This window comes from Hyphomonadaceae bacterium ML37, from assembly GCA_027627685.1.
In the GTDB taxonomy this organism is placed as follows: domain Bacteria; phylum Pseudomonadota; class Alphaproteobacteria; order Caulobacterales; family Maricaulaceae; genus Oceanicaulis.
In genome coordinates this window covers 1892973-1907027 of record CP091241.1, presented here as the reverse complement: position 1 = coordinate 1907027, position 14055 = coordinate 1892973, and the positions used below count along the sequence as shown (strand labels likewise).

Below are 14055 nucleotides of genomic sequence, written 5' to 3'. Positions count from 1 at the left end.
TGTGTCAACTGACCAGCAGCTGGCGTGAACCCGGGTCCAGCTGGTGCAGCGCCTCCACCAGAGCGGCTGAATGCACCGGCAAACCGGTTTGGTCCACGCGCGCGCTGACCCGGTCGGCGGCCGCATCCATAACTGCCTCCCATTCTGCCTGAAGCGCGTCATTGTCGGGCTGCTCGCTCCGCGCAAATTCACGCCATTCGAAATAGGACCCGACCACCCCGCCGGCATTGGCCAGGATGTCGGGCAGGCTCTGGATCCCGCGCGCGTCCAGCACCTGATAACCTTCGCCGGTCACCGGCGCGTTGGCGATCTCCACCAGGCGGCCCGCCTTGATCTGGCGTGCCGTTTCGCCCGTCACGGCGTCGCCCTTGGCGGCCAGCACCAGCACGTCGCAATCAATGGCGAAGATGGACTCCGTGTCCCCGGACTGGCCGACCTTGCCGGTATCGGACTTGCGCGCATCCAGCGCGTCGAGGTCCAGACCGTCGCGGTCATGGGCCAGCGAGCGGGAATCGGACGCCGCTACGATCACGGCGCCCTTGGCGCAGGCGGCGCGCGCAAACGCGGTCCCGGCATTGCCGAAGCCCTGAACGGCGATGCGCGGCCGGGCCACGCACAGGCCCTCCTTGCACAGGCGCTGATAGACCCGCCACGCGCCCAGACCGGTGGCGCCTTTGCGCAGTTTCAGTCCGCCATGCTCGGGCGGCAGGCCGGTGATGGGTGCGCGGCTGGCGCCCTTCTCATACCCGAGCTCGCGGCGTATGGCGTCCATCTCGTCGGCGCCGGTGGCGATGTCGGGGGCGGGCACGTCGGTGTCCGGGCCGATGATGTCGCTGAAGGCGCGGGCATAGGCGCGGGCGACCTGATCGCGCTGGCTGCGGTCCAGCGTGCGCGCATCCACCTTCACCGCACCTTTGGCGCCGCCATAGGGCAGGCCGGACAAAGCACATTTCAGCGCCATCAGCAGAGCCAGGCGTTCGACCTCGTGGGCGTCGGCGTCTGCATCGAAACGAATGCCGCCCTTGGTCGGTTCGCCGCCTTGCGCAAAGCGCACCCGGAACGCTTCCAGCTGGCCCAAGCCCTCGACATCCAGCGTGCGCTCCAGACACTGGCTTGGCTTGGCCAGGCTGTCTGCGGCGGCGATCAGCCGGGCCGCGCCGTCGGCCTGGGCGAGCTGGTCCATGCGCTTGCGCACCTGGTCTGCGGGGGAGGGGGCGAGTGCATCCAACATGGGCGTTCCTGTCTGGCTGACTGAGCCATGAAACTTGGGGCCGTCCGGCGGGATGTCAAACCGGCCTCAGCCCGGCGGGGCGGGCGCCAGATGGGTGACGCGGGTCTGGAAGGCGTCGTCGCCGCCTTGCGTCAGCAGCAAGGGCGCGCTGCGCGCGATGGCGTCCAGCAGCGTACCAAACCAGTCCTGGTCAGCCTTGGGCACGTCGGCCAAGACCCAGGCGGTGACGCGGTTCTTGTCGCCTGGATGGCCGATCCCGATGCGTCCGCGACGGAAGTCTCCGGGGACATGGGCGATGATGGAGCGCAGGCCATTATTGCCCGCATGTCCGCCGCCGCGCTTCAGGCGGAACTTGCCCGGCGCCAGATCCAGCTCATCATGAAAAACGGTCAGATCGGAGGCGTCGAGACGGTAGAAATTCATCGCCTCGGCCACGGCGCGGCCCGCTTCATTGTAGAAGGTCTGGGGTTTCAGCAGCAGCACGCGCGCGGGACCGTCCGCCGTCGCGATCACCCCTTCGCACGCCTCGCCGTGGAAGCGCTTGCGCCAGGGGCCCAGCGACCATTGCGCGGCGATCGCGTCGACAGCCATGAAACCGGCATTATGGCGGTTGGCGGCGTATTTCGCGCCGGGATTGCCGAGGCCCGTGATCAGGTGCATGGCGTGCTCCGCACATGGAAAGGGCGGCGGCTGGAGCCAGGCTCCGGCGCGCCGCCCTTGATACGGTTCAGGGCCGGGCTAGGGGCCAGCAGGACTAGTCCTCGCTGGTTTCGTCCTCGGCTTGGACCTCGGCGTCGTCATCGGACTCTGCGTCCTCCGCGTCGCCATCTTCGCCTTCGATCACCGCACGCGAGCCTTGCATGGTCGCAATGGTGAAGTCGCGGTCGGTGATGGTCGGCTTCACGCCTTCGGGCAGGGTGACTTCGGAGATGTGCAGCGAGTCCCCGATATTCATGTGCTCGATATCGATCTCGATCGCTTCCGGGATCTGGCCGGCCGGGCAGTACACTTCGATGGTGTGGCGCACCACGTTGACCACGCCGCCGCGCTTGATGCCCGGGGCCTTCTCTTCATTGAGGAAGCGCACAGGCACTTCCACCGAGATGACCGAATTTTCGTCCACGCGCTGAAAGTCCACGTGCAGCGGGAAATCGCGCACCGGATCGAACTGCACATCGCGCGTCAGCACAGTTTGCGTCTCGCCCTTGTGGTTGATGGTGATCATCTGGGACAGAAACTTGCCCGAATTGATCGCCTTGATCAGCTCATTGTTTTTCAGCGTGATGGCGACCGGGCCGCGATCGCCGCCATACAGCACGCCCGGCACAAGGCCGCCGCGGCGCGCTTCGCGGGCGCCGCCCTTGCCGGTGCGCTCGCGCACTTCGACGGAAAGAACAATATCGCTCATCAGACCGGTTCCTCAGGGTTCAAATGCATGCGCCGCCCAAACCGGCGGCGCACGGCGCGCGGCGACGCGCCTTGAGCGCAGCACCGCAATTCGAGCGGCGGGCTATAGCCGATCCGCCAAACCCGCGCAAGGCGCGCGGTGCGCGTATTGCTGCAGCCTGGAGCGCAGACATGTCCGGTTTGCCCGGCAATCCTCACCCTCAGGCTACGCCACCACGCTGGCGCCCACACCGCCGCCTTGAGCGGGCGGTTGCAGCAGCGTTTCCATGATGTCCTCGATCAGCCGGAACTCTTCATGCAGCTTGGCGACGCGCTTGCGGTCATCCAGCGGCGTGAACAGTGAGCCGGGCTCGAACTTGTTGCCAGTCTCGGCCGCAATCAGAAGCTCGCCGCGCCCGCTTTCGGGGACGAGGTCCTCGTCGAACACACAGCGCACGTTCTTGCCCGCGAGCACTTCTTCCAGCCTGAGCAGGCGCTCCATGAACGAGGGGGTCAGCAGATAGCGCGCCATCACCTGGTCGGTGCCGTACACCTCGAACAGACGGTCGAACCGGAGATCGACCAGGCCGATACGCTCCAGCTTGCGCCCCGCGAGATGGCGCCGCGAGAACGCTTCGATGCCGTTGAACAGACCCTTGTCGCGCGTCACCAGGGTCACGCCCTCGATGGTGAGCGGGAAGGTGATGCGGATCAGAACACCGTGAAACACAGTGACGTAATAGGTGCGGTCCTTGCTGCGTCGGCGCTGTTGGAGATGGGCTTCGTACAGCTCGAAATCGGCGCCGTGAGATTCGCCGGCGAAATGGTCTTCGAACGCTTGCCGGTCCGAGCTGGTGATCAGGCCATGAGAGAGGAAGGCGTCAAAGCGGGCGGGGCTGGGCGGCCTGGGGCTGTAGGTCAGGCCGAATGCCTGCGCCATGCGGGTGTTCAGGCCGTGTTTGACTTCGGTGCGCAGCTGCTGAAGCGGATAGCCCGCCCACGCCATGACGCCCATCGCTGCGGCTACGCCTGCGAAAATCACGAAGGGCGTGGGCACGCCCGCAAAGCCCAGACCGGCGCCGATGACGATCGCCGCGGCGACAGCGGCCACAATGCCCACCACCAGCCGGGACACGGCCGCCTTGCGGCGCGATTCATGCTGCGACAGCCACGGGCCAAGCTCGGCCATGGCGTGATCAAGATCCTTCATGCGCGTCCCCGGTCAGTTAAGCCGAACAGACCCTGCCGTGATGCGCGAGCGGCGTCCAGACCCACCGCCCGGCCTGCATCACACCGCCTTTTTCTTTGACGCGGCAGGCTGAGTCGCCGCACACTCGGTAACTTGTTTATTTCAGGCGGCAGGCCCGGTGCGCGCGCGCACCGGGCGCGGCGCTGTTTTGCCAGGGGGCGCACAGCCATGGAAGACGTGATCACCCACTCGATCTTTTACGAGATCGCAGTGCTGCTCACGGTCGCTGCGGCCATCGGATTGGTCGGCCATATCCTGCGCCAGCCCCTGATCGTCAGTTTCATCGTGGTGGGCATCATCGCCGGCCCCTCCGTGCTGGACCTGATCCGGTCTGATGACAGCGTCGGCGTGCTGGCCGAGCTGGGCATCGCGCTGCTGCTGTTCCTGGTGGGCATCAAGCTGGACATCAAGCTGATCCAATCGCTCGGCCCGGTGTCCCTGCTGACGGGTCTTGGACAGGTCGCCTTTACGTCGATCTTCGGCTTCCTGATCGCCCTCGGCCTTGGCTTCGACCCCATCACCAGCGTGTATATCGCGGTGGCGCTGACCTTCTCATCCACGATCATTATCGTGAAGCTGCTCAGCGACAAGCGCGAGATCGACTCGCTTCACGGCCGCATCGCGCTGGGCTTCTTGATTGTTCAGGACATTGTGGTGGTGGTCGCCATGATCGCGCTGAGCGCGCTGGGCGTCGGCGGACAGGACGGCGCGGGCGTACAGGACGTCCTGACGGTGCTGGGCGCGGGCCTGGTGATGGTGGTCCTCGTGGTCCTGTTCATCCGCTTCGCCGCCACGCCGCTAACATCGCGGCTGGCCGGATCGCCCGAGCTGCTGATTACCTTCTCCATCGCCATGGCCGCCGCGTTCGCGGCCATTGGCGATGTATTCGGCCTGGGCAAGGAGCTGGGCGGTCTGCTGGCGGGGGTGGCGCTGGCCTCGACGCCCTACCGCGACGCCATCTCGGCCCGCCTCGCCTCGCTGCGTGATTTCCTGCTGCTGTTCTTTTTCGTGGCGCTGGGGTCCCAGCTTGACCTGTCCCTGATCGGGCAGAACATCCCGGCGGCGGTGATCTTTTCGCTCTTCGTCCTCATCGGCAATCCGCTCATCGTCATGGTGATCATGGGGGTGATGGGCTATCGCAAGCGCACCGGTTTCCTCGCCGGTCTCACCGTGGCGCAAATCTCCGAGTTTTCGCTTATCTTCATGGCGATGGGCCTGACCATAGGCCATGTCGACGAGCGGGCGCTGGGCCTGGTGACCCTGGTGGGGCTCATCACCATCGGCGCATCGACCTACATGATCACCTACTCCCACCGCATATACCCGCTGCTGGAGCCGATCCTGGGCGTGTTCGAGCGCAAGACGCTCCAGCCAGCCGAGAACGGAGAGGGCGACGCCGCCAAACGGCGTCATGACGTGATCCTTCTGGGGCTGGGCCGGTATGGCGGCGCGATTGCGCAGCGCCTGATCAAGAACGAGATTTCAGCGCTGGGCGCGGACTTCAATCCGGCGGCCGTGCGGACCTGGCGCGATCGTGGGCTGGATACAATCTATGGCGATCTGTCCGATCAGGAATTCATCTCCCATCTGCCGCTGAAGGGCGTGCAGTGGGTGATTTCCACCGCTACGGACCGTGAAACCGGCGTCGCCCACGAGGACAGCCGCATCGCTATGATCAAGACGCTGCGCCAGCTCGGCTTCAAGGGGAAGATCGCCGTCACCAGCCAGCATGGCACGCGCATTGACGAATTGACGGAGGCGGGCGCCGATCTGGTGTTGCAGCCCTTCCAGGACGCGGCGGACCGGGCGGTGGACCTGATCAGCGGGCGGTCGGACCTGAATATCGAGCGGCTCGATCCTATCGAGGACGCCGAGGAGCAGAGAGACATTCCCGGATAGGACGGGTCCGGGCCGACCGGACCCGAGCAGACCGGGGCGGGCGTCTAGTCGAACAGTTTGGACACGGACTCATCATTGGCGATGCGCCGGATGGCTTCGCCCAGCAGCGGCGCAACCGAGAGCGCGCGCACCTTGGCAGACGCCGCCGTCTTGTCGGTCACATTGATGGAATCGGTGACCACCAGTTCGCTCAGCACCGAAGCGTCGATGCGCTCGATCGCTTTGCCCGACAGAACGCCGTGGGTGATGTAGGCCGAGACCTCGGCGGCGCCGGCGTCCTTGATGGCGGCGGCGGCGTTGCACAGCGTGCCGCCTGAATCGATGATGTCGTCAAAGATGATGCAGCGCCGGCCTTCCACATCGCCGATGATGTTCATCACTTCGCTGACGCCCGCACGCGGACGGCGCTTGTCCACGATGGCGATGTCGGCGCCCAAGCGGCTGGCCAGAGCGCGCGCGCGCACCACCCCGCCTACGTCCGGCGACACGATCATTAGATCCTTCACGTCATAGCTCTGGCGGATGTCGCGCTCGAACACCGGCGTGGCGAACAGATTGTCGGTGGGGATGTCGAAAAAGCCCTGTATCTGGCCGGCATGCAGGTCCAGCGTCAGCACGCGGTGGGCCCCGGAGCCGGCGATCAGATTGGCCACCAGCTTGGCGGTGATGGGCGTGCGCCCGCCAACTTTGCGGTCCTGGCGGGCATAGCCGAAATAGGGGATGACCGCTGTTATCCGCCGTGCGCTCGCCCGTGTGAGCGCGTCCATGCAGATCAGCAATTCCATAAGATTGTCGTTGGCGGGCTTGGAGGTGGACTGGATCATGAAGACGTCCTGTCCGCGCATGTTCTCATCAATGCGCACGAACAGCTCGTCATCGGCGAAGCGTTCGATCTCCACGTTGGACAGGGGGGCGTCGAGATAGTCCGCGATGGCTTTCGCCAATGGCCGGTTGGCGTTGCCGCAGATCAGCTTCATGACGCATCACCCTCGAGACCCAATCCCCGTGCGCCTGATAGCAGAGCCTGCCCGGGGCGCAAAGGCCGGTGCGCGTGATTGTCAGCGGGCGGAGGGGTTGGGGCGGCCTCAAACCGCCTCCACAAACCCAGCCACCACCTTCTTCGTGCCGGCTTTTTCAAACGCCACGGTGAGTTTGTCACCGTCGGCTTCGATGATCTGGCCATAGCCGAATTTCTGGTGGAAGACGCGTTGACCGCGGGCGAATTTACTCGGCTTCCCGCTGGTGATGAGCGTGGCCTGGCCCTCGATCACGCCGGGATTGGCGCGCCGGCCCGAGGCCTGGCTCTCCTGATAGCGCCGCCAGCCGGGGCTCTCATAGGAGGAGCGGAACGCGTCCGACGGTCCGGCGCTCTCCTGGAAGCCCGGCCCGGCGTCGTAATATCCGGTTTCCGACTGGGCCTCGCAGTGCTCGGGCGGCAATTCATCGATGAAGCGCGAGGGCAGCACCGATTGCCAGCGCCCGTAAATCATGCGGTTGGCGGTGAAGCTGATGATCGCGCGCTCGCGCGCCCGGGTGAGGCCCACATAGGCCAGGCGCCGCTCTTCCTCCAGCGCGGCTGCGCCGCTTTCGTCCAGCGCGCGCTGGGAGGGGAAGACCGTTTCTTCCCAGCCCGGCAGGAAGACCAGCGGAAATTCCAGCCCCTTCGCGGCGTGCAGCGTCATCAGCGAGACCTCTTCGCCATCCTCAGCGCGGTCCACGTCGGAGACGAGAGCGATGTGTTCTAGGAAGGCGTCCAGCGTGTCGAACTCCCCCATGGAGCGCACCAGCTCCTTCAGGTTATCGAGACGGCCGGCCGCCTGCGGGCTCTTGTCCTCGCGCCACATGGACGTGTAGCCGCTTTCATCGAGCACGATCTCGGCCAGCTCGTCATGGCGCATGCTCTCGGCCTGACCCGCCCAGCGGTCGATATCGCGCAAAAAGACCTGCAAGGCCGTGCGAGCCTTGCCGCGAATCTCGTCGGTCCGGACGATCAGGCGCGCGGCCTCGGCGATGGAGGTGCGCGCGCTGCGCGCCGCCGCGGCGAGCCGCTGCACGGTGGTGTCGCCGATGCCCCGCTTGGGCGTGTTGACCACGCGCTCGAACGCCAGATCATCATCGATGGAGCGTACAAGGCGCATATAGGCCAAGGCGTCGCGGATCTCGGCGCGCTCGAAGAATCTGGGTCCGCCGACCACCTTGTAGGGCAGGCCCAGCATGATGAAACGCTCTTCAAAGGCGCGCATCTGCCATGAGGCGCGCACCAGCACCGCGATATCGCTGTGCTTGCCGCCGCCCCGCACATGGGCTTCCACCGTGTCGGCGACAAAGCGCGCTTCGGCCTCGCCATCCCACAAACCGCTGACCTGCACAGGCTGGCCGGGATCGTCCTCGGTCCACAGCGTCTTGCCCAGGCGCGCCTTGTTGGCGGCGATCAGGCCGGCGGCGGCGCCCAGAATATGTCCGGTAGATCGGTAATTGCGCTCCAGCCGTATGACTTTCGCGCCGGGAAAATCGGTCTCGAAGCGCAGAATGTTGTCCACCTCCGCGCCTCGCCAGCCATAGATGGACTGGTCGTCATCACCCACGCAGCACAGATTGCCCGATCCGCGCGCCAGCAGGCGCAGCCACAGATACTGTGCGACGTTGGTGTCCTGATACTCGTCCACCAGCACATAGCGGAAGCGGCGGTGGAACTCGGCCAGCACGTCGGGGTGGGCCTGGAAGATGGTGATGACGTGCAGCAGGAGATCGCCGAAATCGCAGGCGTTCAGAACCGACAGGCGTTCCTGATAAAGCCGGTAGAGCGCGCCGGCCTGTCCGTCGGCGAAGCTCCACTTGTCTTCTTCCGGGATGCGTTCGGGCGTCAGTGCGCGGTTCTTCCACCCGTCCACCAGGCTGGCGAAATAGCGCGGAGTCCAGCGCTTGATGTCGATGCCTTCGGCTTCGAGGATCTGCTTGATCAGGCGCAGCTGATCGTCGGTATCCAGAATGGTGAAGCTGGATTTCAGACCCGCCAGTTCGGCGTGGCGGCGCAAAATCTGGGCGGCCACAGAGTGGAAAGTGCCGAGCCACGGCAGGCCCTCCACATGCTCGCCCATGCTCGCGCTGACGCGATGCTTCATCTCGCGCGCGGCCTTGTTTGTGAAGGTCACCGCCAGGATCTGGGAGGGCCAGGCCTTGCCCGTGGCCAATATGTGCGCGAGGCGCGTGGTCAGCACCCGCGTCTTGCCGGTCCCGGCCCCCGCCAGCACCAGAACCGGGCCTTCAGTGGCCTCCACCGCCGCGCGCTGGTCAGCGTTCAGCCCGTCAAGATACGCGGCCTCAGTGCGCGGCGGACGCGCAGCGGCCTGCTGGGACAGCGGAAGGGTGGACATGGACGCACCTGAGGCAAGCGGCGATTCGAACAAGAGAACGAAACTAGCACGCGGGCGCGGTGAAGGCAGGGGGCAGGGTGTGCGTCGGGTAGCGAGTGTTGGCGTCGTGCAAGCATCTATGATATTTTTAAGATATCAATTCGTGAGGCGACCATGAAAGCTTTGATTGGAAAGTGGGGGCAGTCAGCCGGGCTGCGGATACCCAAGGACATTCTTGATCGTACGCGCCTCGCTGTCGGCGATGCGGTGGAACTGAGTGTGCAGGATGGAAAGGTCATTCTAACCCCCGCGCGGCCACCCCTGGATCGAGAGGCGATATTTGCGGCGATGGCTGACAAGGAGCCACCCGAACTGATGGAATGGGGACCGCTAGCGGGACGAGAAATCTGGTGAGCGCGCCAGCGGTTTTCGACCGTGGCGACGTGATCTGGCTGGAGTTTGATCCTGCGTTTGGCCATGGGCAAAGCGGGCGGCGCCCCGCTGTGGTGATATCGACCCGTCAATACAACGCTGCTTCTAGCTTTGTGCTGGTCTGTCCGGTGACGACAAATCCAAAGCCTTGGCCATTCAAGACCGCACTGACCGATGAGGCGCCGGTGCATGGGTGGGTGTTGTGCGACCAAATCCGCACGGTTGACCCCCGCGCAAGACACGCGAAGCTAGCGGGAAAAGTAGGATCAGGGACGCTCCTGCGGATGGCTCAACTGGTAGCCACACTCTTCGAGCTTCCCGACCCCCCTTCACCCGCCTGATCCCTCACCCCCGCCGCCCCGGCGCCGCCTCCGCGCCCGCCAGTATCCCGCCGTCGAGATCGAGGCCGGCGCCCGTCATATAGCTCGACGCGTCGCCCGCCAGGAACACCGCCGCCTCGGCGACTTCCTGCGGCGTGCCGAACCGGCCCATGGGCACGCCGCTCGCGATGTCGTTCAGAATCGTGTCGCGCTGCGGGCCGTCGCCGAGCATGGCGTCCCACATCGGGGTCAGGATGGCCGCGGGCAGGAGCGCGTTGCAGCGTATGGGATAGCCCTGCTGCGCGCAGTAAAGCGCCACGGTGCGGGTATGGTTGCGCACCGCCGCCTTGGACGAGGCGTAGGCCGCCGCGCCCGGTATCCCCACCACGCCTGAGCGTGAGGAGAGATTGATGATGGACCCGGCGCGCCGGCCCTTCATCAGCGCGATGGCGGCGCGGCAGCCCAGCGCCAGCCCGTCCAGATTGACCCGGTGCACCGCCCGCCAGCTGGCCAGCTGAAAGTGCTCGGGATCATGGGGACCTTCGGTCTCCAGAAATCCCGTGATGCCCGCATTATTGACCAGAACGTCCAGCCCGCCATGGCGGGTGCGGACATGCGCCTGCGCCGCGCGCCAGTCGTCTTCCGCACCCACGTCCAGGGGCAGGCTCTCGGCCCGCGCGCCCAGCTCTGCGGCGAGCGCGTTGGCGCTGTCGGCGTCGATGTCGGTGATGAGGACATGGGCGCCTTCGCGATGAAAAGCGCGCGCGATGGCTTCGCCAATGCCCCGGCCAGCGCCGGTCACCAGCGCGATGCGATGGTTGAGTGATGTCATGATGAAAAATCCGCGAAGAGGCGCGCCGGAAGCTCCGGCGCTACAGGGCTGCGCGTTGAAGCGCGGCGCGAAGTCAGCTCTGGCGGGTCGTGTTCATCGTCAGGGTCCTCCTCCGCACGAAGCGGGAGCGGGCGGGGTGATAGTCGCGGGCAAGAATGGCGTCAAGCGGCGGGTTGGCAATCGAGCCTGACCGGCGCACTTTGGCCGTCGGAAAGTTTGTAACATCCATTGGAGCTCTCTCATGTCCATCGAAAACCAGCGCCGCGTCGACAGCCCGTTCGGCGCCCGCTCCACCGCCGCGCAGGTGATGAATGGTCACGACCTGACCGGTCGCACGGCGCTGGTCACCGGCGGCTATTCCGGGATCGGGCTGGAGACGGTGCGCGCGCTCGTCGGGGCCGGAGCGCGTGTGCTGGTCCCGGCGCGCGATGCGGCCCGGGCCAAGGCGGCGCTGGCCGGCTTTGAGCGAGTAGAGGTGCTGGCGCTGGATCTGGCCGATCCGGCGAGCGCTGCAGGCTGCGCGGATGTGGTGCGCGAGCGTGTCGAGGCGCTGGACCTTCTGATCTGCAATGCCGGCATCATGGCCTGCCCCGAACAGCGCACGCCGGCCGGGCGCGAGCTGCAGTTCGCCACCAATCATCTGGGTCATTTTGTGCTGGCCAACGGGCTCGGCGCTCTGATGGCGGGGCGTCCGGGCGCGCGCCTGGTCATGCTGTCTTCGGTGGCCCACATGGTGTCGCAAGTAGATTTCGATGATCCGGACTTTACCAAGCGCGACTATGAGAAGTGGACCGCCTATGGCCAATCCAAGACCGCCAACGCCCTGTTTGCGCTGGGATTCAATGCACGGCACGCCGGGCAGGGGGTGGAGGCGTTTTCGGTCCATCCCGGCGGCATCATGACCGGCCTGCAGCGCGATATGGACCAGGCGGAGATGCGTGCGCTCGGCTGGATCGAAGCGGACGGGTCGGTGAATGCGCGCTTCAAGTCGGTGGAGGAGGGCGCCGCGACCACGGCGTGGGCGGCGGTGTCGCCCCTGCTGACCGGGCGCGGCGGCGCCTATTGCGAGGACTGCAATATCGCCGAGCCGGCGCAGGAACGCGGCTGGTCAGGCGTGCGTCCCTATGCCGTCGACCCCGAGCTCGCAGAGCGGTTGTGGACCCTGAGCGAGCGGTTCCTCGCCGAAGGCTGACCCCTTACGGGGCACTCATATGGGTGGTCAGGAACACGCCCAGCTCCTCAAGCATGGCGATGCGGGTTTCGGGCAGGCTCAGCCAGTGGTCCTCGCCGTCCAGCCGCACCAGGCGCACATCCTTGCCGGCGCCGGCGAGGGCGCGATGCATCAGCTCGCTCTGGCTGATAGGCACCACGGTGTCCTCTACCGGATGGATCAAGAGGACCGGCGCCTGCACCTGTGAGGCATGGCGGGCAGGCGAGCGCGCTTCAAGCGTGGCGCGCTCGCGCGTCGGATCGTCAATGGAATCGCGCCAGTAGTCGCGCTCGCGGCTGCGGCGGCTGCTGCGCGCGCCGATATCGCCGGCGAATACCCACAGATCGGTGACCGGCGCGATGGCCGCCGCACAGCGGTAGAGGTCTGGCGTAAAGGCGGCCCCCGCAAGCGCCGCATACCCGCCATAGCTGGCTCCCGCGATGCACACCCGCTGCGGGTCAGCGGCGCCCTCGGCAACAAGATGGGTCAGAACGTCGGTGACGTCGTCCTGCATGCGGCCGCCCCATTCGCCCCATCCGGCCCGTTCGAACGCGCGGCCATAGCCCTCCGAGCCGCGGAAATTGGGCTGGGCCACGCGATAGCCCAGCGCGGCGATGAAGCCCGCGATATAGTCATCGCCCAGATGGTCCTGGCTCGCCGGGCCGCCATGAGGCAGCAGCACGAGCGGGCGCACTTCGCCCGGCGCGGCGCCTGGCGGATCGGTGATGATGGCCTCCAGCGTGGCCCCGTCGCGCGTGCGGTAGGTGATCAGGCGGCGCGTGCTGACCAGGCCCGCATCCGCGATTTCCGGGCGCACCTCGCCAATCGGCGCAAGCTCGCCGCTGGGCAGGTCGGCCAGCAGGAAGCTTCCCGCCTCGCCGGGCGCCGCAATGTGCACCAGCGCGCGCGTGCGCGCCGCATTCCAGCTGCTGACAGTGATGATCAGACCCGGCGCGCGCGCCGCGACCATGTCATGAAGGGCGGCCAGATTGGCGTCGAGGAAAACCTGGCGCGGGGCGCCGTCGATATAGGCCGCGCCCAGGGGCGTGCGTGTGACCGGATCAATGATCACGTCCGATACGTCCCGGCCCAGCGGGGCGCTCATCGCGCCATGGGGTTCGCCGCCATCGGCGGGAAAGCGCACGACTGTGCGGAAGCCTCCCGACCAGTTGATGGCGTAGAAACCTGATCCGTCAGCGTCTACGGCGGCCACGCCTCCGGCGGGAGACAGATTGTCCCAATGGGGATGCGCGCGCCAGTTACTGCCTTGGCGAAGCTCCAGCGTGGAGCGGTCATTGGCGTTGTCAAATCTCAGCCGCGCCACGGCGTTACCCTGGGCGTCAACGATCCATCTTGTGATCGGCACTTCAGCCGAACGCAGGCGCGCAGTTTCAAAAACCCGTCCGGTCCCGCTGGCGGGGTCCACGCCGAACAGGGTCGATTCCAGCATGGGCCGCCCGCCGCCGCCGCCGAGGCGGTAGGCCGGCATGAGCACCCGTCCGTCGCGCACGCCGGCAAAGCGCGCCAGCGAGCTCTGCGGCAGCAGGGACGGCTCGCGGCCCAGCATCTGCGCGGTTTGCATGTTCGAGGTGTCCAGCGCGAAGAGCGCGAAGTATTCGGTATCCGACAGCCATTGCTCGAACAGGTTTCCCGGACCGCCCACCTGGACATTGCCGGAGAACGTGCTGATCGTGGTTATGACGAACCGGTCGTCCAGCCAGAACAGCTCGCGGATCTTGTTGCCGGTGATATCCACCGAGCGCGTGTTGGGATCGCCCTCCAGCGACATGACCACCAGCAGGCTGCGTCCTTCGCTGCGGGTGATAAAGGCGATGCGCGAGCCGTCCGCCGACAGGGCCGGGTAGGTCAGATTCGCCTCCTGTCCAAACATGACAGCCAGGCGCGAGACCGATTCAGTCGCACTGCCGGCAGCAGTGGCCGTGATCGCCACGAACCAGGCGGAAAGGCAAATCAGACAAAAGCGGATAGCGGTCACGTCACCACTCCACGGCATGATTACACGCCGGTGTGGCGAGCGCTTTGCGTCAGTCTATCGTGAGGAGAGTTTGTGACAATTTGATTTTTCGGGCTGCGCCGCACTCGGTGCATCTGACCGTCAGTGCTGGAGCCGCAGTGATCCGCC

The 14055-nt window shown here is 66.0% G+C and carries 11 protein-coding genes; 3 read left to right on the top strand and 8 right to left on the bottom strand.

The genetic code is table 11. The annotated features are described in order from the left end of the window. Window positions 1-4 precede the first annotated feature (4 nt). The 4 genes from L2D01_09375 to L2D01_09360 all read right to left on the bottom strand — a co-directional run bounded on the left by L2D01_09375 (window position 5) and on the right by L2D01_09360 (window position 3827). Entirely contained in the window at window positions 5-1231 is a 1227-nt protein-coding gene (locus tag L2D01_09375) for a hypothetical protein (protein ID WBQ09105.1), read from the bottom strand. Window positions 1232-1297: 66 nt separating this feature from the next. Further along, window positions 1298-1891: an aminoacyl-tRNA hydrolase gene (pth, locus tag L2D01_09370; GenBank protein WBQ09104.1), complete on the bottom strand. Its 594-nt coding sequence runs from the start codon at window positions 1889-1891 to the stop codon at window positions 1298-1300. Between the two features lie 94 nt (window positions 1892-1985). Next, window positions 1986-2639: a 50S ribosomal protein L25/general stress protein Ctc gene (locus L2D01_09365; GenBank protein ID WBQ09103.1), complete on the bottom strand. Its 654-nt coding sequence runs from the start codon at window positions 2637-2639 to the stop codon at window positions 1986-1988. A 204-nt stretch (window positions 2640-2843) separates the two neighbouring features. Beyond that, entirely contained in the window at window positions 2844-3827 is a 984-nt protein-coding gene (locus L2D01_09360) for a DUF3137 domain-containing protein (protein ID WBQ09102.1), read from the bottom strand. Between the two features lie 207 nt (window positions 3828-4034). Between L2D01_09360 and L2D01_09355 the strand changes: the two genes are divergently transcribed. Next, a complete protein-coding gene (locus L2D01_09355) occupies window positions 4035-5765 on the top strand; it encodes a cation:proton antiporter (GenBank protein WBQ09101.1) in 1731 nt (576 codons plus the stop codon). Between the two features lie 44 nt (window positions 5766-5809). Here the strand turns inward: L2D01_09355 and L2D01_09350 are convergent, their stop codons facing one another. Together L2D01_09350 and L2D01_09345 are read right to left on the bottom strand one after the other, a co-directional pair. Next, window positions 5810-6742 carry a ribose-phosphate pyrophosphokinase gene (locus L2D01_09350; GenBank protein ID WBQ09100.1) on the bottom strand — a complete coding sequence of 311 codons (933 nt, stop codon included), beginning with the start codon at window positions 6740-6742 and terminating at the stop codon, window positions 5810-5812. Between the two features lie 108 nt (window positions 6743-6850). Next, on the bottom strand, window positions 6851-9139 hold the full coding sequence (locus L2D01_09345; GenBank protein WBQ09099.1) for a UvrD-helicase domain-containing protein: 2289 nt from the start codon (window positions 9137-9139) through the stop codon (window positions 6851-6853). 153 nt (window positions 9140-9292) lie between these two features. Here L2D01_09345 and L2D01_09340 point away from each other — a divergent pair, with 153 nt between their 5' ends. After that, window positions 9293-9532, top strand: a complete 240-nt coding sequence (locus L2D01_09340) for an AbrB/MazE/SpoVT family DNA-binding domain-containing protein (protein ID WBQ09098.1) — start codon at window positions 9293-9295, stop codon at window positions 9530-9532. A gap of 363 nt (window positions 9533-9895) precedes the next feature. Here the strand turns inward: L2D01_09340 and L2D01_09335 are convergent, their stop codons facing one another. Beyond that, on the bottom strand, window positions 9896-10702 hold the full coding sequence (locus tag L2D01_09335) for an SDR family oxidoreductase (GenBank protein WBQ09097.1): 807 nt from the start codon (window positions 10700-10702) through the stop codon (window positions 9896-9898). A gap of 241 nt (window positions 10703-10943) precedes the next feature. Here L2D01_09335 and L2D01_09330 point away from each other — a divergent pair, with 241 nt between their 5' ends. After that, window positions 10944-11894 (top strand): oxidoreductase, encoded by a 951-nt coding sequence (locus L2D01_09330; GenBank protein WBQ09096.1) that lies wholly within the window; start codon window positions 10944-10946, stop codon window positions 11892-11894. Between the two features lie 4 nt (window positions 11895-11898). On the opposite strand, the gene L2D01_09325 is transcribed toward L2D01_09330, so the two are convergent. Further along, on the bottom strand, window positions 11899-13908 hold the full coding sequence (locus L2D01_09325) for an alpha/beta fold hydrolase (GenBank protein WBQ09095.1): 2010 nt from the start codon (window positions 13906-13908) through the stop codon (window positions 11899-11901). Window positions 13909-14055 lie beyond the last annotated feature (147 nt).